General features: G+C 67.0%; 14 protein-coding genes. 7 read left to right on the forward strand and 7 right to left on the reverse strand.

Annotation, left to right across the window (positions count from 1 at the left end):
• Positions 1–146 precede the first annotated feature (146 nt).
• Positions 147–1,088: a class I SAM-dependent methyltransferase gene (locus J0A91_RS08430; protein WP_069204539.1), complete on the forward strand. Its 942-nt coding sequence runs from the start codon at positions 147–149 to the stop codon at positions 1,086–1,088.
• Here the strand turns inward: J0A91_RS08430 and J0A91_RS08435 are convergent.
• Positions 1,054–1,983, reverse strand: a complete 930-nt coding sequence (locus J0A91_RS08435; RefSeq protein ID WP_069204540.1) for a LysR substrate-binding domain-containing protein — start codon at positions 1,981–1,983, stop codon at positions 1,054–1,056. The two genes, J0A91_RS08430 and J0A91_RS08435, sit on opposite strands and share 35 nt — an antisense overlap.
• 153 nt (positions 1,984–2,136) lie before the next feature.
• Here J0A91_RS08435 and J0A91_RS08440 point away from each other — a divergent pair, with 153 nt between their 5' ends.
• Genes J0A91_RS08440 through J0A91_RS08450 form a run of 3 tightly spaced genes read left to right on the forward strand, consistent with a single transcriptional unit; the run spans position 2,137 to position 5,383 of the window.
• Positions 2,137–3,276: a TIGR03364 family FAD-dependent oxidoreductase gene (locus tag J0A91_RS08440; RefSeq protein ID WP_069207162.1), complete on the forward strand. Its 1,140-nt coding sequence runs from the start codon at positions 2,137–2,139 to the stop codon at positions 3,274–3,276.
• Entirely contained in the window at positions 3,273–4,082 is an 810-nt protein-coding gene (gene phnX / locus J0A91_RS08445; protein WP_069204541.1) for a phosphonoacetaldehyde hydrolase, read from the forward strand. The genes J0A91_RS08440 and phnX overlap by 4 nt, the downstream gene beginning before the upstream one ends.
• Positions 4,079–5,383 (forward strand): DUF5690 family protein, encoded by a 1,305-nt coding sequence (locus J0A91_RS08450; protein WP_069204542.1) that lies wholly within the window; start codon positions 4,079–4,081, stop codon positions 5,381–5,383. The genes phnX and J0A91_RS08450 overlap by 4 nt, the downstream gene beginning before the upstream one ends.
• 1 nt (position 5,384) lies before the next feature.
• Here the strand turns inward: J0A91_RS08450 and J0A91_RS08455 are convergent, their stop codons facing one another.
• Positions 5,385–6,140, reverse strand: a complete 756-nt coding sequence (locus J0A91_RS08455; RefSeq protein ID WP_069204543.1) for a UTRA domain-containing protein — start codon at positions 6,138–6,140, stop codon at positions 5,385–5,387.
• A 62-nt stretch (positions 6,141–6,202) separates the two neighbouring features.
• Positions 6,203–9,049 (reverse strand): TonB-dependent receptor, encoded by a 2,847-nt coding sequence (locus J0A91_RS08460; RefSeq protein WP_206365006.1) that lies wholly within the window; start codon positions 9,047–9,049, stop codon positions 6,203–6,205.
• 289 nt (positions 9,050–9,338) lie between these two features.
• Here J0A91_RS08460 and J0A91_RS08465 point away from each other — a divergent pair, with 289 nt between their 5' ends.
• The gene (locus tag J0A91_RS08465) at positions 9,339–9,881 is read left to right on the forward strand and encodes a pseudouridine synthase (RefSeq protein WP_069204545.1); all 543 of its coding nucleotides are present in this window, start codon (positions 9,339–9,341) and stop codon (positions 9,879–9,881) included.
• Positions 9,882–9,900: 19 nt separating this feature from the next.
• Here the strand turns inward: J0A91_RS08465 and J0A91_RS08470 are convergent, their stop codons facing one another.
• On the reverse strand, positions 9,901–10,473 hold the full coding sequence (locus tag J0A91_RS08470; RefSeq protein WP_069204546.1) for an HD domain-containing protein: 573 nt from the start codon (positions 10,471–10,473) through the stop codon (positions 9,901–9,903).
• Between the two features lie 129 nt (positions 10,474–10,602).
• On the opposite strand from J0A91_RS08470, the gene J0A91_RS08475 reads away from it, so the two are divergent.
• Together J0A91_RS08475 and J0A91_RS08480 are read left to right on the forward strand one after the other, a co-directional pair.
• A complete protein-coding gene (locus tag J0A91_RS08475; protein ID WP_069204547.1) occupies positions 10,603–12,708 on the forward strand; it encodes a phosphocholine-specific phospholipase C in 2,106 nt (701 codons plus the stop codon).
• Positions 12,709–12,785: 77 nt separating this feature from the next.
• Positions 12,786–14,054 (forward strand): dipeptidase, encoded by a 1,269-nt coding sequence (locus J0A91_RS08480; protein WP_240502241.1) that lies wholly within the window; start codon positions 12,786–12,788, stop codon positions 14,052–14,054.
• Positions 14,055–14,226: 172 nt separating this feature from the next.
• On the opposite strand, the gene J0A91_RS08485 is transcribed toward J0A91_RS08480, so the two are convergent.
• The 3 genes from J0A91_RS08485 to J0A91_RS08495 are packed head-to-tail and all read right to left on the reverse strand — an operon-like array spanning position 14,227 to position 17,217.
• Positions 14,227–16,206 (reverse strand): hybrid sensor histidine kinase/response regulator, encoded by a 1,980-nt coding sequence (locus J0A91_RS08485; protein ID WP_069207164.1) that lies wholly within the window; start codon positions 16,204–16,206, stop codon positions 14,227–14,229.
• Positions 16,199–16,837, reverse strand: coding sequence for a chemotaxis protein CheX (locus J0A91_RS08490; protein WP_069204548.1), 639 nt, complete (start codon positions 16,835–16,837; stop codon positions 16,199–16,201). Before J0A91_RS08490 ends, J0A91_RS08485 begins: the two co-directional genes overlap by 8 nt.
• On the reverse strand, positions 16,834–17,217 hold the full coding sequence (locus J0A91_RS08495; protein WP_069204549.1) for a response regulator transcription factor: 384 nt from the start codon (positions 17,215–17,217) through the stop codon (positions 16,834–16,836). The genes J0A91_RS08490 and J0A91_RS08495 overlap by 4 nt, the downstream gene beginning before the upstream one ends.
• Positions 17,218–17,253 lie beyond the last annotated feature (36 nt).

Raw genomic sequence — 17,253 nt, forward strand, 5'->3', positions numbered from 1 at the left:
GGCACACTGGTGCGGCCAAGCGCGCGATTTGTCCAGCCGCCCGCTTGCGGATTTCCGCAACGCCGCGGCGTTGCCCCTTGCAACGCAGCATGGTTATACTCTGCCGACGGCCACGCGACGCGCGGGTTCCGGCGACTGGAGATGACATGACCGAAACCGGCTCGCGGGTCGCCCTGCGCACGATTACGGAGACCGTCGGCACCGCATGGCCTGAGCATCAAGGCTTCATCGCCAAGAGCCTCGCCGGTCGCTCCGACGCGGTGCTCGACGTGTCGGAACGGCTCAGCGACGCGATCCTCAAGCTAGCGCCCGATATCGAGGGCGGCTTGCCCGCGCTCGTCGCGGATTACCGCTTCCTGTGCGAAGAGATCGTGCTCCCCGAGGAAATGCATTTCCGCCGCTATGACAGCTACCGTCTGAGCCGCTTCGAGGACGCCAACCGCGAATGCTATGCCAACGCGCCGTTCATGAACCGCTACATGAACGGGTTGCTCCTCTCCGACGTTTTATGGTCGAACCACGCGCACGCCTTCGCTTATTTCGTCGATCACTACCTGCCGCGCCTGCCCGCCGGCGGCAGGCACCTCGAGATCGGCCCCGGCCACGGCCTGTTGCTCTATTTCGCCGCCGCCTCCGGGCATTTGTCCCGAATCGCCGCATGGGACGTCAGCCCGACCAGCATCGCCAAGACCCGCCACGCGCTCGACCTGCTCGGCGTCACCGCGCCGGTCGAACTGACACTGCAGGATCTGTTCGCCGCCGCCGCGCCGGGTGAGGACGCCTTGTTCGACGGCATCGTCATGAGCGAGATTCTCGAACATCTCGAACAACCCGTCGCCGCGCTCCAGTCGGCGGCGCGCTGGCTCGCGCCCGGCGGCTTGCTGTGGATCAACGTCCCCGCCAACAGCCCGGCGCCCGACCATATCTTCCTGTTCGAAGGCCTCGACCACGCGCAGGCGATCGCGCGCGAGGCGGGGCTGGAGGTGATCGACGCGGTCGCCTTCCCGATGTCCGGCACCACGCTCGCGCGCGCGGAGAAGCACAAATTGTCGATCAGTTGCTCGGTGCTGGCGCGGCGGCCGGGCTGATCTCCTCGATCTCATCCGCCACCCGCATCTCCAGCGCGATTTCGCGGAGCGCGCGCATCATCGCGCTGCGCTTTCGATCGCTTTGGCAGACCAGATAGCTGCGCAACCGATAAACGCGCGGGCCGGTGTCCAGCGGGCGGTATAGGATGCGCGGATCGGGCGGGCATTCCGAGGTGAGGAAGACGCTGATGCCCAGCCCAAGCGCGATCCCCTCGCGGATCGTCTCGCGGCTTTGCAATTCGAGCGTCGCACGCGGCCGCACTTCGGCATCGCCGAGCGCGCGTTCGGTGAAGGCGCGTGTCTTCGAGGTCGGCTCGCGCAGGATCAGCGTCTCGTCGGCGAGCGCGCGGATCGGGACGCTGGCGTGGCGTGCGAGCGGATGGTCGTGGCGCATCGCGCAGGCGAGGCGATCGGTGAACAACGGATCGTAACTGAACGCCCCTTGCGCAGGCGGGTCGCTGGCGACGGCGGCGTCGATCTCGGCGTCGTCGAGCCAGCGCATCACTTCGCGCGCGTTGCCCATGCGGATCTGGATGCCGGTATCGGGATGGCGGCGGTGGAATTGCTCGACGAGTTGCGCGGCATAGAGCGGCGAGTCCGAACCGAGCCGGAGCGCCCCGCCGGCCGGGTCGGCGGTGTCGCCGAGCAGATCGTCGATATCCGCTGCGGTGGCGAACAATTTGCGCGTCAGCGCAAGCAGATCGCGGCCGGCGGGCGACAGGCGCAGCGGCGCCTTGCGGCTTTCGAACAACGTCACGCCGTAGCGGCTTTCGAGCGCCTTGAGCTGCTGCGACAAGGTTGGCTGCGACACGTTGAGCCGCCGCGCCGCCCGCGACACGCCGCCTTCCACCGCGATCGCATGGAACGCGCGCAGGTGCTGATGATTCGCTGCCATCGGGACTTCCGTCTACCGTAGAGTGGTGACGGTTGCGTGACGATCTCGCGCGATGTCGATAGGTTTCACCTATATGCCGCATTCAAGCAAACGCTTGGCACGGGCGGGGCTTTCCGCGCGAGGGCGATCCCCTGTTTGCGCAGGGAGCGGATCGTGGCGGAAGACCAGTATGACATTGCCATCGTCGGCGCCGGCATTGTCGGGCTGGCGCATGCGCTCGCCGCCGCGCGCGCGGGCCTGCGGGCCGTTGTGATCGATCGCGACGCGCAGGTGAACGGCGCGTCGATCCGCAATTTCGGTTTCGTCACCGTTACCGGGCAGGAAAATGGCGCGCCGTGGCGTCGCGCGCGCCGCTCGCGCGATGTGTGGGCTGAGGTCGCGCCACAGGCGGGCATCCCCATCGAGCACACCGGCCTCGCCATGGTCGCGCAGCGGCGCGAGGCGCTGGCGGTGCTCGAAGCCTTCATGGCGACCGACATGGCCGAAGGCTGCGAGTTGCTGGAAGGCGCTGCCGCGCGCGCGCGACTTGGCGAAGTCCGCCCGCGCGATCTGGCCGGCGCCTTGTTCAGCGGTATCGATCTGCGCGTCGAATCGCGCACCGCCATTCCCAGACTGGCCGCCTGGCTGACCGAGTGCCACAATGTCACGTTCCGGCGCGGCGTCGCGGTCAACGCGGTCGAATCCGCGCGGGTGACGACCAGCGCCGGCAGCATCGCCGCCGGCACGATCATCGTCTGCCCCGGCGACGATCTCGCCACCCTGTTCCCCGATGCGCTGGCGCGCGCCGGCGTCACGCGCTGCAAGCTCCAGATGCTGCGGCTCGCCGATCCCGGCTTCCGTCTCCCCTCGGCGGTGATGTCCGATCTGGGGCTGGTGCGCTATCGCGGCTATGCGGCGCTGCCTGCCGCTGCCGCGCTCTCCGCGCGGCTCGAGGCCGAGCAGGGCGATCACCTCGCCAACGGCGTCCATCTCATTGTCGCGCAGAACGCCGACGGCAGCTTGATCGTCGGCGACAGCCACCATTATGCCGCCACCCCGGACCCGTTCGGTTCGAGCGAGGTCGACGCGCTTATCCTCGACGAATTCGCCGCCGTGTTCGGGCTCGTGCCCCCGGTGCTCGAACGCTGGACCGGCACTTATGCGTCCGCATCGGGGCACAGCCTCGTCGAAACGCCGATGGACGGCGTGCGGCTCGTCGTCGTCACCAGCGGCACCGGCGCCTCGACCGCCTTCGCGCTCGCCGAGGAGGTGATCGGCGGCATCATCAACATCCAACTGGGAGCTTCCGTATGAGCCTCGCGATCAAGGCCGTGATTTTCGACTGGGCCGGCACGATGATCGATTTCGGCTCGCGCGCCCCCGTCATCGCGCTGCTACGGCTGTTCGAGGATGCGGGCGTGCCGATCACCGAGGCGGATGCACGCGCCGACATGGGCCGCGCCAAGCGCGACCACATCCGCGCGATCCTCGCGGCGCCGCATATCGCGGCGGGCTGGCAGGCGGTGTACGATGCGCCACCCGGCGAGGAGGACGTGTCGCGATTGCACGATGCGGTCGAGCCGATCATGCGTGCCGCCGCCGCCGATTGTGCGCTGCTCGTCCCCGGGGCTGCGGAGATCGCGGCGCGGCTGCGCGACGCGGGCGTGCGGATCGGCTCCTGCACCGGCTACACCCGTGCGATGATGGCCGACATCCTGCCGCGCGCCGCCGAACAGGGCTATGCGCCCGAGGTCGTGGTCTGTTCGGGCGAGACGGCGGAAGGGCGGCCATCGCCGCTGATGGCGTGGAAAATCCTGGTCGAGCTCGGCGTCTGGCCGTCGTCGGCGTGCGTGAAAGTGGACGATGCCTGCGTCGGCATCCGCGAGGGGCAAGAAGCGGGGATGTGGACGGTCGGGTTGGCCGCATCCGGCAACGGCGTCGGGCTGGATGCCGCCGATCTGGCCGCGCTCCCGGCCGATGCGCGCGCACGCCGCATCGCCGACGCGGCGGAAGCGCTCTACGAGGCGGGAGCCGACTACGTCGTCGACAGCGTCGCCGATGTGTGGCCGGTGCTCGACGCAATCTCGATCCGCATCGCAGCCGGCGAAAAGCCGGCATGAGCGCTCACGACAGCGCGGTGACGCGCTGGCTGCGCACCGCGCCGCCGGTCTTGTTCGCCCTGTACGGCGGACTCGCCGGCTTCGGCGCCTATTCGGCGATGTACGCGTTCCGCAAACCCTTCACCGCCGCGAGCTATGAGCATATCGCGAACTGGCCGTTCGCGATCGATTTCAAGGTCGCGCTCGTCATCGCACAGGTGGCGGGCTACGCGCTCTCCAAGGTGATCGGCATCAAGATCGTCTCGGAAATGCCGCCCGCGCGCCGCGCCGTCGGCATTCTCACGCTGATCGGCGTGGCGGAACTCGCGCTGGTCGGCTTTGCGACGCTGCCGGCGGTGGTCGGCATCGCGGCCTTGTTCCTCAACGGGCTGATGCTCGGGATGATCTGGGGGCTGGTGTTCGGCTTCCTCGAAGGACGGCGGCTATCCGAAGTGCTCGGCGCGATGCTGTGCGCGAGCTTCATCCTGTCCTCCGGGCTGGTCAAATCGGCGGGTGAGGCGCTGATCCTGTCGGGCTGGGCGAGCGAGCGCTGGATGCCCGCCGCGACGGGCCTCGCCTTCACGCCGCTCCTGCTGCTCGCGGTGTGGGCGCTCGCGCAACTGCCACCGCCCGATGCGCGCGACGAGGCCGAGCGCGCCCCGCGCGTGCCGATGGGCCGCGACCAACGCGCACGGCTGTTCGCCACCTATGCGCCGTCGCTGATCGCGCTGATCGGCGTCTATGTCATGCTCACCGCACTTCGCGATTTCCGCGACAATTTCGCCGCCGAGATCTGGCGGGAACTGGGCTTCGCCGGCGAGGCCGGGATCTTCACCGTATCCGAACTGCCCGTCGCGGTGGTGGTGCTGGTGTCGATGGGGATGCTGATCCGCGTGCGCGACAATCGCGCGGCGGTGTTCTGGAACCTTGCGCTGATCGCACTGGGTTTCGCGCTGCTCGGCCTCGCGACCGCCGCGTTCCAGTTCGGCCTGATCGGCCCGGTCGCGTGGATGATCGTGATCGGCGCCGGGCTGTATTTCGCGTACACCCCGTTCAACGCTTTGCTGTTTGACCGGCTGATGGCGACCGCGTCGGTGGCGGGCAATGCCGGTTTTCTGATCTACGTCGCCGATGCCTGCGGCTATGTCGGCAGCGTCGCGTTGCTGCTGTTCCGCAGCTTCGCGCACGTCTCGCTCGACTGGAGCAACTTCCTGTGTGCGGTGTGCTACGGCGCGTGCGGGCTGGGGCTGGCCGGCACCGCGTTCGGCGCGCTCGCCTTCCGTCACACGGTGGATGCGCAGGAACGTGCGCTGGAGCCGTAAATTACCCCCGCACACTCAAATCGACATGCACGCGGATCGCGTCATGGCGCCAATATTCCTGATCGTATTCGACCACGCGCCCGCCCGCATCGAAGCTGGTGCGCACCACCAGCAGCCCCGGCGTGCCCGATTTGACGCCGAGTTCGTCCGCCACCGTCTTGATGAGCGCGCACGGCCGCATATCGACCCGGTTTCGGATTACCGTCGCGCCATATTCGCGGGTGAGCACCTGAGTCAGCGAACCGTCGAGCGAATGGTCGAGCAGCCCGGGCGCCAGCGCCGGGTCGACCGTGATTTTCTCGACGAGCACCGGCCGCCCGTCGATCGAGCGCAGCCGCCCGATCACATAGAGCAGCGTCCCCGGCGCAACGCGGAAGATGTCGGAGACGGCGGCGGTGGCGGGGGCGCTCTCCTTGCTCACCGTGCGAGTCGCGGGGCGGCGACCCTGTTCGGCGACATAGGTCATGAACCCGCTCCACCGTGTCGGATCATAAGTGACGGCGGGCGGAGACACGTACCAGCCGCTGCGCTCGCGCCGGTAGATCAGCCCCTCGGCCTCCAGCTGGAACAGCGCCTCGCGGACCGTGCCGCGCGCAGTGCCCGCGCCAGTCTGTAGCTGGCGTTCGGAAGGGAGCTTCGCCCCGGCGGCGAGTTGCCCCGCCTCGATGCTGGTCGCGATCTGGTCGCGCAACGCGATATAATGCGGGCCGCCGCCCTCAGGCGGGGCGAGCGGGATCATGCTGTCGGGGCGCGCCATGCGCGCGATCTTGGGCGGGGCGGAGGCGGGAGGCAAGCCTTTGCCTCCCGCCCATCACGCGATCAGAACCGCGCGCTCGCGCGGACGATCACGTTGCGGCCCGGCTCCATATAGTCCTTGAGGTAGCTCGGGTTGTCGCCCTTGGTCGTCCAATATTTCCAGTCGTCGAGCAGATTGCTGACATCCACGTCGATCGCGAAACGGTCATTGATGTTGTAGCGCGTGTGCAGATCGACGCTGCGGTTGTGCTGCACCCATTTGTCGACGGCATTGTCGCGCAGGCTCTCGATATACTTGCCGCGATAATTGTACGACAGCTTCGCCTCGAACCCGTATTTCTGGTAGGTGAGCGAAGCGTTGTAGAGCACCCCCGGCGTGTTGATGAGCGGGATCTTCCTGCCCATCCGGTAGGCCTGGCCGGTGTCGCCCTCGCTATGCTGGATCGTCACATTGCCCTCGAAGCCGAACCCGTCGAACGGCGCCGGCAGCCCCTGGAACTGCTTCACGATCGCTGCTTCGAACCCATAGACGATCGCGTCCTTGCCGTTCTGCGGCTGGCTGATCTCGACCGTGCCGACCGAGGTATCGGCGTTGACCTGGCTACCGTTGGTGAAGATGAAATTGCTGATCGATTTGTAATAGCCTGCGATGCTGACGATGCTGGTGCGATCGGGATAATATTCCGCCGAAACATCGAGGTTGACCGCGCGCGCCGCCTTCAGATTGGGGTTGCCCCGGCTGATCGCGGTGATCTCGTTCTGCGCGTTGCGCGCGACGCTCTGCCCGCCCGAGAGATAGCCATATTCGGGCGGCGAATAGCCGGTCCACAGCGCGAGGTGATAGACCTGCTTGTCGGTGGGCCGCCAGATCAGGTTCGCGCTCGGCAACACCACCGTATAGCTGTTGGTGGTGCTGTCGAAGCCGCTGTTGTCTCCATCGTCGGACCAGAATATGTTCTTGGTCTCGCGGTGTTCGGCGCGCACGCCGATCGTCGCCTGAACCGCGCCCTGCTTCAAATGCGCGAGCAGATAGCCAGCGGTGACCTTTTCGGTGTTCCTGTTGTCGTTCGACAGCAGATCGGTCGCCGAGGGCAGGCCGTTGTTGCCGAGCGCTTGCGCCGCGTTGATCGCCGCCCGCACCTTGGCCGGATCGAAGATCGCGCCGTAATAATATTCGCCGTGCAGGATGTCGGGCACGTCGCGCTGGATCAGCCCCGACGCGGCGAGGCTCTTGCCGTCGAGCGCGGTGCCGGTGAAATCGCCGCTCCACAACGGCGTATAGTTATAGACGCGGCGCGAGCGGTTGAACTGCGCGCCCGCTTTCAGATACTCCAGCCACCCATCGAAATCATAGCGCACGTCGAGCTTGGCGTTGATCCGGTTGTCAGTCTGCTTGTCGCGGCTGTGGCTGGCGCCGTCGAACGGCAGCAGCGTCGGGTCGTACTGGACGTTGGCGGCGGCGCCGGTCGGGCTGGCCTGCGGAAAGCGCGGATCGGCCGAGACCCAGTCGAGCCCCTGCGACAGCAATGCCGGCGCGCATTTGTCGCAATTGTATGCGATCGAATAATTGTCCGGGTTCTCGCGCACGCCGTAGCTGTAGCTGCCCTGGTAGTCGACATGCAGCCTGTCGAAATCGCTGTGCCCGCCACCGCTCACCGTCGCGAGCGTCTGGTTCGAATTGATCGTGCCGAAGTTGCGCGCGAACTGAAACGCCTTGGGGTCCCACACGCCCGAACGGCCGTTGAGCGACCAATATTGGCTCGAGTTGGCATCGTGCCCGGTGATGATTCCGTCGCCATCGGCATCGACGATCTGTGACGTGGAATAGCCATAGCGGCTATAGGTGACGCCGCCGATGGTGGTCGTGCCGATGACGCTGTTCTCGGGCTGAGCGAGGCCGGTGTCGTTCTGGTTAACCTGGGTCAGCCGTGCGGTCTTGCGGCTGCGGTAATCGGTTACGTCATTGCTGCCGCGCTGTTCCTGCCGCGAGACCTGACCGCGCAGATACAGCTGCGTGGTGTCGCCACGCCAGTCGAGCGAGAGGTTGCCGCCATAGCGCGTGTTCTTGACGCGGCGGAAATCGAGATCGATCCCGGGCAAGTGCATGTTACGCTGGTCGATCACCTCAGTCGAATTGGCGCGCCACTGGTTCGGTTCCCACTCGCCGTCATTCTCGGTCTCCTGCCCGTCGCCGTGGGTCACGCCGTAATTGGCCGAGGCGAATACCCCGAAGCGATCATCGGCGAAGCGGTGCGCGAAATCGCCCTGGACGGTGTAATTCTCCGCCGGCAGCTTCGCGGATTTGGCGCGATCGTTGAACCCGCCGCTACCGTAGAGGCGGAACGTCGTCGGGTTCTTGAAATCGAACGCGCTCGGCGTGCGGAAATCGATCGTCCCGCCGATCGCGTCGCCGTCCTGATCGGGCGTCAGCGTCTTGGTGACGGTGACCGAGGCGAGGCCATAAGGCGGCAGTACGGTGAGCGACACGTCACGCGTGCTCGGGTCGGTGTTGGCGACGCGCACGCCGTTGATCATCACCGCATTGTACGTGCCCGACAGGCCGCGCACGGTGACATATTCGCCCTCGCCGGTATCCTGATTGACGATCGTCGAGACGCCGGGGATTCGCGCGAGCGAATCCGCCACGGTGGCGTCCGGGAGCTTGCCGAGATCGTCGGCGGAGATCACGTCGATCACCCGGTCGGACGCGCGCTTGTCTTCCAGCGCGCGCGCGGTGCTAAGCCGCTGACCGCTGACGACGACATCGTTCGCCGTGTCGGCATCGGCGGCGGGTGGAGCGGCGGCGTCGGCGCGCGCGACCGCCGGTGTGAACAGCGCGGCTGCCAGCGCGGGCAAAGCGGCGGATCGGAGCGCGCGCGCCCGGCGCGCGCTGTGGAACGGCATCGTCATCATGTCCCCCCTTCGGGATGTGAGAATATCAAGCTCGAGCCGGACACCGACCGGGCACAGACACACCGCTCTCGTCGCCGGCGCGGGTGCGCCTGCGGGTCGGGAGCGTCGCAGTCTGATCCCTTTCCCCGGTGGGGCCGGGCGAGTCGGTTTTTCCGGCTAAAACTGGTCTAAACCAGATGTGATGACGGCATGGTTACAAGCGCGGTGCCGGATGGAAATAATTTGATACGGCCGCGATCGCCGAACCCCTCGACCGTAGTGTCGGCACGGTCCTAAAGGCGGTGGCATGGCGCGCGTGATTCTGTTCAACAAACCCTATGGCATGCTGAGCCAGTTCACCGATCGCGGAACGGCGGATGCGCGCGCGACTCTCTCGGACTTCATCGATCTGCCCGGCGTCTACCCGGCGGGGCGGCTGGATCGCGACAGCGAGGGGCTGCTTGTGCTGACCGACGACGGCCGCCTCCAGGCCCGGATCGCCGATCCCAAGTTCAAGTTGCCCAAGACCTATCTCGTCCACGTCGAAGGGGAGGTCGATGCCGGTGCGCTCGATCGGCTGAGAGCCGGCGTCGTGCTCAAGGATGGGGTGACCCGGCCCGCTGAAGCCGAGCGAATCGAGGCTCCGGCACTCTGGCCGCGGGATCCGCCGATCCGCGTCCGCGCGAACATCCCCGATTGCTGGCTGAGGTTGACGATCCGCGAAGGCCGCAACCGGCAGGTCCGGCGCATGACGGCGGCGGTCGGCTACCCGACGCTCCGGCTGATCCGCTGGAGCATCGGCGACTGGACCGCCGCCGGCCTCGCGCCCGGCGAATGGCGCGAGGCGTAACGGCCCCGCGCGCGCCCGATCAACGCGCCGCGCGCGTGTCGTAACCCGAACCGACCAGTCGCTCGAGCAGCGGCCGGTACGAATCCAGCGTCGGCACCACCCAATCCTTGCGCTTGCCGCCATCGTCGCAGCGGCGCAGCAGAACCGCCTCGGCGAAATACGGCTCCGCCTCGAACGTCGCACGCTCCTTCGCCGTCATCGCGCCGCCCTGCAATGTCAGGCTGAGCCACGAGGCCGCGCTGAGCGAGGTCTGATAGCCAGGCTCGATCGCGCACAGATAGCGTTTGGCGTCGACGTGAAGCCGCACCGGCTCGGTCACGGCGGGCGGGAAGTGCGCCTTGAGCAACGTGTTGCCGAGCATTTCGTGGCGCATGTCGATGCCGTGGCGCTCGGCGGCATGGCCCGCGTCGCCGATCAACTGGCCCACGTCGTGGAGCAACCCCGCGGCAATCAGCGGCGAGTCGCCACCAGCCTGCCGCACCAGTTCGGCGACCTGGAGTGCGTGCTGTATCTGGGTGGCGTTCTCGCCATAATGTTCGTCGCCCGCCGCCGCGAACAGCGCGTAAATCTCGTCGATCACCTGTGTCGTCATCAGCGTCCTCGATTGGCCGGATAGGCTGGGGCGCGTCGAGCCGCCCCGATGTCGTGGTTTTGTCACTTTTGGACTATACCAGTGGCCAGCGCCGATAGCGGCAAAGATCGAGGCTGAAAAGGCAAAAGCATGGACCGGTCGAAACGGGATTTTCTGCGCATGGCGGGGGCGGGGGCAGCGGCGGCATCGCTTCCGGGGTTGATCGGCCGCGCGCTCGCGGTTCCGGCCAATCGCCGCACGCGCTCGATCATGGATGTCGAGCATATCGTCGTGTTCATGCAGGAGAATCGCGCGTTCGATCAGTATTTCGGCATGCTGAGCGGCGTGCGCGGCTTCGGCGATCCGCGTCCGCTCCGGCTGAAAGGCGGCGCGAGCGTTTGGCGCCAGCCCTCGCGCGAGCACCCCGACGGCTATGTCATGCCGTATCACGGTGATTCGAAGGTCAGCCGCGCGTTCCTCGTCGACGGCGCCGATCAGTCGCACCAGGGCAACATGACGATCTTCAATCAGGGCCGCTATGATCGCTGGGGCGCGAGCGGCGAACTCCACAACCGCATGCTGCATTACACGGCGGGCGATCTGCCCTTCTATTACGCGCTCGCCGACGCCTTCACCGTCTGCGACGCCTATCACTGCTCGACGATGACTCAGACCTATCCCAACCGGCTGCACCTCTTCACCGGCTGCAACGGCGGCGGCACGGTCGGCGGTGATCCGCAGATGCACAATTACGGCGAGGACGAAACGCCGAGCGCCGACATGCGCGAGGACAAGCCGCTCCGCCCCGACGCCTACCGCTGGACGACCTATGCCGAGCGACTGGAGAAAGCCGGGGTAAGCTGGAAGGTCTATCAGGAATACGACAATTTCGGCGACAACCTGCTTTCCGTGTTCCCCGCCTTCCGCCCGTGCGCGCCCGAGTCGCCGCTATACCGGCGCGGCCGGTCATGGGTAAGCGAGCACAAGGCTGGCGCGGACCGCACCCGCTCCGACGGCGAGCAGCTCGTCGCCGCGTTCCGTGACGATCTCGCGAACGGTACGCTGCCGCAGGTCTCGTGGATCGTCACCGCCGCCGCTCTGTCCGAACATCCGAACGCGGAGCCGTCGCGCGGCGAGCATGTCGCGGCCGAGCTGATCGCGGCGCTGGTCGATCACCCGGAGATGTTCGCCAAGACCGCGTTCATCATCAACTACGACGAAGCCGGCGGCTTCTACGATCACATGGCGCCGCCGGTACCCCCGGTCGCGGGCTATCGCGGCCATTCGACCGTGCCGATTGACGGTGAGACCAAGGATTGGGGGCAGGGCGCGGTCGCCAACACAGGCACGCATCCGATCGGCCTCGGCATCCGTGTGCCCGCGATCATCGTCTCGCCGTGGACGCGCGGCGGCTATGTCTGCTCGGAGCTGTTCGATCATACCTCCGTGCTCCGGTTCATGGAAAAGCGCTTCGGGGTCGCCGAACCCAATATCAGCGCATGGCGTCGCGCGGTCTGTGGCGATCTCACCTCCGCGTTCGATTTCGCCGGAGCCGATGTCGCCGCGCCCGATCTCCCGCAAACGCGCGATTTCCTCGATCGCATAGCGCGCTCCAAGGCCGGCACCGCGCTCACCATCCCGGGCGTGCAAACCCCGCCCCGGCAAATGCCCGGCCAGCGGCCCGCGCGCCCGCTCGCTTACGCGCTCGACATCAACGCCGCGTTGTCGAACGGCCGCTTGAGAATCGACATGGCCAACACGGGCCGCACCGGCGCGGTGTTTTCGGTTCACGACAATCATGACAGGCAAGCGCCGTGGCACTTTACCATCGGCGCAGGCGCACGCCATGCCGCCGACGACTGGCACCGCGTCGGCGACACCGCCTATGACCTGACGGTGCATGGCCCCGACGGCTTCTACCGCCGCTTCGCCGGAACGCTCGACGCCACGACCGAAGCGACGCTCCGGCGACACGCGGACGCCGTCGATCTGACGCTCGCCAACCACGGCAGCGAAGCGTGCGTGTTCGTGATCGCTCTCGATCCCGCCTATTCCGGCGTCGACCGTTCCCGCCGTATCACCGTCGCACCCGGCAAGCGCGCTACCGACCGCTGGTCTTTGGCGGCGAGCGACGGCTGGTACGATCTCAGCGTGGGCCGCGAGGGCGATGCCGCCTTCCTGCGCCGCTTCGCGGGGCGCCTCGCGGGCGGTCGCAAGACCGATCCCGGAATCGGCGCGATGCGGCTCGACGCGTGAATCGCGCGATCCATCGCTTGACGAACCGCGCCGTCACCCCGACGATGCTGCACGTGCAAACATAAAGGGGCAGCGCTGTGGTCAACGGACGAAATCGACACATTACGGCGCTGCTGGCGAGCGCGGCCTTGCTGATCGGCGGCGCAGGGTATGCGGCGAGCCGGAAAGCGCCCGCCGATCCGGCGCGCGCAATCCATGAGACGCTGATCGTGCTCGACACGCATTTCGACACCCCCGCCAATCTCGGCCGCCCCGGCTGGAGCATCATGGACCGCCATGCGACCGTGACCGACGGCGATCAGGTCGATTATCCGCGCATGGTGCAAGGCGGCGTCGATGGCGGCTTCTTCGCGATCTACACGCCCTCCGGCCCGCGCACGCCGGTCGGCGATCGTGCCGCGCGCGATTTCGGCATCCAGCGCGCGGTGCAGATTCGCGAGATGGCGGCGAAGCACAGCGACGTGTTCGCACTCGCGCTCACCGCCGACGATGCCGCGAAAGCCGTGGCGGCGCACAAGCGTTTCGTGTTCCTGAGCATGGAGAACGGCTATCCGTTCGAAGGCGACCTGACGCTGATGCGGACCTTCCGTGGTCTCGGCGTGACGATGATGGGCCTGGTCCACTTCAAGAACAACGATCTCGCCGACAGCGCGACCGATACGCCCGAATGGCACGGTCTTTCGCCCAAGGGGAAGGAAGCCGTCGCCGAGGCCAACAAGCTCGGCGTCGTGATCGACGTCAGCCACGCGTCGGACGATGTGCTACGCCAGACCGTGATGCTGTCGAGCGCGCCGATCATCCTGTCGCATTCGGGCATGCGCGCGATCCACAATCACCCGCGCAACGTGTCGGACGAAGACGCGAAGCTGGTCGCGGCCAAGGGCGGCGTCATCCAGATCAACGCGTATAGCGGCTATATGGTCGATCCCCCCGCCGCCAGTGCCGCCCGCGACGCGGCGATGAAGGAGTTGATGGCGAGCTACGAAAAAGCCGATACGATGACCGTCGCCGAACGCCGCGCGCTGATCGCCCGGCGCAAGGCAATCGAGACGCAATTCCCCGCGCCGCGCGCGAATTTCGATATGTTCATGCAGCATTTGCTTCACGCCATCAAAGTCGTCGGGATCGACCATGTCGGCATCAGCGGCGATTTCGACGGCGGCGGCGGCCTCGACGGTCTGGAGGATATCACCGCCTATCCCAAGGTGACGGCGGCGTTGCTCAAGGCAGGTTATAGCCCGGCCGACATCGGCAAGATCTGGGGCGGCAACGCGCTGCGCGTCCTGCGCGCCGCACAGTCGCTGGCCGATCCGGCGGTACTGCCCAAGGTGCCGGTGACGAACTGAGGTAGCCGCACCCACCTCCAACCCGTTCGTGTCGAGCCCTTCGGCTGGCTGGCAAGCCAGCCGCTCAGGATAAACTTCGGCCCAAAGGGCCGAAGTCGAGACACATGCCACAGCGTTCGAGGCACGTCCCTCGACTTCGCTCGGGACGAACGGGGGTGGGGGCGTTCTCGCCCTACTGAACCCGATCAAGCAGATCGCGCACCTTGGCCGCGAGCGTGTGATAGGTGAACGGCTTGGAGATCAGGTCCACCCCCGGCTCCAGCCGCCCGTCGCGCATGATCGCCTCGCGCGTATAGCCGGAGGCGTAGAGCACCCGTATGTCCCCCTGCAGCGCTCGCACGCGCACCGCGAGATCCTGCCCGGACATTTGCGGCATCACCACGTCGGTCAGCAGCAGCGAGATCGGCGTTTCCTGCCGTTCGAGCAGCCGCAGCGCCGCCGCGCCATCATGCGCCTCGACCACGCGGTAGCCGAGTTCGCGCAGGATGCCGACGGTATAGGCGCGGACATCGTCATCATCCTCGACGACGAGGATCGTTTCGGAGAGCTTGCCCGGCTGCGCGGTCGGCGCCTCGATATCCTCGTGGCGTTCGCTGGCGTCGGCGAACTGGCGCTGCAGGAAAATCGATACGCACGTGCCTCGGCCGGGCGTCGAATCGATGTCGATATGCCCGCCGCTCTGCTTGACGAAGCCGTAGACCATCGACAGCCCGAGGCCGGTGCCCTTGCCGACCTCCTTGGTGGTGAAGAACGGGTCGAACACCTTGGTGATCGTCTCGGCGGTCATGCCGATGCCGGTATCGGTCACCTGGATCATCACATAGGCGCCATCGGGTACGCCCGCGACCGGCTCGCCGCCCGTACCGACCGTCACGTTGCGCGCCGCGATCGTCAGCGATCCGCCGTCGGGCATCGCATCGCGCGCGTTGACTGCCAAGTTGAGGATGACGTTTTCGAGCTGGTGCGGATCGGCCTCGATGCTCCACAGGTCGGCGGCGGGCGCGATCTGGATCGCGATCGCCTCGGGGATCGAGCGCGTCAGCAGGTCGGACATGCCCGACAGCAGTCGGTCGATCTCGATCCGTTTGGGGTCGAGCGGCTGGCGGCGCGAGAAGGCGAGCAGCCGCTGGGTGAGCGAGGCGGCGCGATCCGCCCCCTTGAGCGCATTCTCCAGCGCACGCCGCGCGCGTGGGTCAGTCGCCGGGTCGAAGCGGCGCAACACCGTGTCGATATTGCCGATGATGATCGTCAGCAGATTGTTGAAATCATGCGCGATCCCGCCGGTGAGCTGGCCGACCGCCTCCATCTTCTGCGCCTGGCGCAACGCATCCTCGGCTTCCTGCCGTTCGGCGATCACACTCGCCACGCGCATCTCGAGCGTTTCGTTGAGTTCGCGCAGCCGCGCTTCCTGCTCCTTGGCAAGCGTCACGTCGTAGATCACGCCGACCAGCCGATAGCCCGAGCCTTCGCGCAGGATCTCGCCACGCCGCGCGATCCAGCGTTCGCCGCCGTCATCCGCGCGCCGCACGCGGAAAACGTGGTCGAGCGTCTCGGGCGGCGGCCCGCGATTGGGGTCCGGGATCAACGGCACGTCGCCGTCGCTGAGCACGCCGTTGATCGTCCGCACCGGCAGCGCCTGCGCGGGATGCAGCCCGAGCAGCCGGCAGAATTCCTCGGATACGGTCGCGGTGGCGAAGCCGTCGCTATATTCGAAGCTGCCGACCCCGCCCGCCGATTGCGCGATGCGCAGCCGTTCCTCGGCGCGCTTGCGTTCGGTGACATCGACGAGCAGCCCGGTGAAGCGCACCGGCTCGTCATGCGGGTCTAGGTGGCTTTGCCCGCGCGCGTGCATCCACAACGTCGTGCCGGCGGGCGTGACGATGCGGAACTCCTTGGAGAACAGCTCGGCCCCTGCGAGGATCGCCGCCACCGCGATCCGCATGCGCGGGCGGTCGTCGGGGTGGACCGCGGCGAAGAAGCGCGCGGTCGGCAGGTCGGACAAACCGGCGGCGGGATCGAGGCCGTAGAGTTCGGCGAAGCGCTGATCGACTCGCAGCCGGTCGGCGACGATGTCCCAGTCCCACGTTCCGCTCGCGCCCGCCGCCGCGAGCATCGCGAGCAGCCGTTCCGCTTCGATGGCGGCGTCAGGCATCGTCGCCAACCACGCGTGCGATGAAATCATCGAGCAGCGCGCGCAGCGTCTCCAGTGCGGGCAGGTCCATGATCATCGCGATATAGCCGCGGATGTCGAGTCGGCGCACCGCGAAATCGATGTAGAGGAACAGCACCAGCCCGTCGCTCGGCTCGGCCCCATCGACTTCGAACAGCATCGCCCCCGATCCGCGCAGCACCTCCGGGATCGTCATCGACAGCGAACTCTTGAGCAGATTGGCCATCGTCGCGAGGCACGAATTGAGGATGACGTTGCCCGTCTCGACCAGCGCCTCGCGCTCGATCTCGATCACCTCTTCGGGCGAAAGCTCGCCGCGCGTCACCGCGCGCACCAGTTCGAGGCTGTTGGCCTCGGGGAAGATCAACAGCGCGCGGCCGGAGAAGGGGCCGGTGAAATCCTGCCGGACCGCGATCAGATCGGTCGCTTCGCGCTCGGTGATGAGCCGCGCGGCCCGCTGCTGGCTGACCACGTCGATCGACGGCACCGACAGGATGACATGGTCGCCGATCATCTTGCGCAGGTTGGAGGCCGCGCGGCTGACGCCGATGTTGACGATCTCGGTCAGCGCGTCGCGCTCGAGATCGCCGAGCGCCACCCCCTCTGGCATCATGATCGCGCCGCGCGCAGCCGCAACGCGGCTCCCGACAGAAAGCCTTCGAGCCCCTCGGTCGTGACCGGCTTGGCGACGAACGCCGCGCCCACCGCGCGCGCGCGCGCGACGATCTCATCCTGAATGTTGGCGGTGATGATCGCGATCGGCATGTCGGGAAAGCGCGCCCGCAATGCGCCGGCGAGCTCGAGCCCGTCCATCTCGGTCATGTTAAAATCGATCAGCGCGAGATCGAACGACGCCTGATCGACGAGGTCTAGCGCCTGCGCGCCGCTGCCAGCCTCGACCTTGGACCAGTCGGGCTGAAGCGCGGCGAGCGCCTTGCCGGCGACGATCCGCGCAAGCTTGCTGTCATCGACGATCAGGACGTTTACCGGCATTGAGAACTCCGAAGCGCCCCCGTGGGCAGATGGCAC

This window comes from Sphingomonas panacis, from assembly GCF_001717955.1.
Lineage (GTDB): Bacteria > Pseudomonadota > Alphaproteobacteria > Sphingomonadales > Sphingomonadaceae > Sphingomonas > Sphingomonas panacis.

What these genes read in the sequence shown, in the direction of transcription:
- J0A91_RS08430 (WP_069204539.1), top strand. Translation starts at nt 147, where the DNA reads ATGACCGAAACCGGCTCGCGGGTCGCCCTGCGCACGATTACGGAGACC.
- J0A91_RS08435 (WP_069204540.1), bottom strand. Translation starts at nt 1,983, where the DNA reads ATGGCAGCGAATCATCAGCACCTGCGCGCGTTCCATGCGATCGCGGTG.
- phnX (WP_069204541.1), top strand. Translation starts at nt 3,273, where the DNA reads ATGAGCCTCGCGATCAAGGCCGTGATTTTCGACTGGGCCGGCACGATG.
- J0A91_RS08450 (WP_069204542.1), top strand. Translation starts at nt 4,079, where the DNA reads ATGAGCGCTCACGACAGCGCGGTGACGCGCTGGCTGCGCACCGCGCCG.
- J0A91_RS08455 (WP_069204543.1), bottom strand. Translation starts at nt 6,140, where the DNA reads ATGGCGCGCCCCGACAGCATGATCCCGCTCGCCCCGCCTGAGGGCGGC.
- J0A91_RS08460 (WP_206365006.1), bottom strand. Translation starts at nt 9,049, where the DNA reads ATGACGATGCCGTTCCACAGCGCGCGCCGGGCGCGCGCGCTCCGATCC.
- J0A91_RS08465 (WP_069204545.1), top strand. Translation starts at nt 9,339, where the DNA reads ATGGCGCGCGTGATTCTGTTCAACAAACCCTATGGCATGCTGAGCCAG.
- J0A91_RS08470 (WP_069204546.1), bottom strand. Translation starts at nt 10,473, where the DNA reads ATGACGACACAGGTGATCGACGAGATTTACGCGCTGTTCGCGGCGGCG.
- J0A91_RS08475 (WP_069204547.1), top strand. Translation starts at nt 10,603, where the DNA reads ATGGACCGGTCGAAACGGGATTTTCTGCGCATGGCGGGGGCGGGGGCA.
- J0A91_RS08485 (WP_069207164.1), bottom strand. Translation starts at nt 16,206, where the DNA reads ATGCCTGACGCCGCCATCGAAGCGGAACGGCTGCTCGCGATGCTCGCG.
- J0A91_RS08490 (WP_069204548.1), bottom strand. Translation starts at nt 16,837, where the DNA reads ATGATGCCAGAGGGGGTGGCGCTCGGCGATCTCGAGCGCGACGCGCTG.
- J0A91_RS08495 (WP_069204549.1), bottom strand. Translation starts at nt 17,217, where the DNA reads ATGCCGGTAAACGTCCTGATCGTCGATGACAGCAAGCTTGCGCGGATC.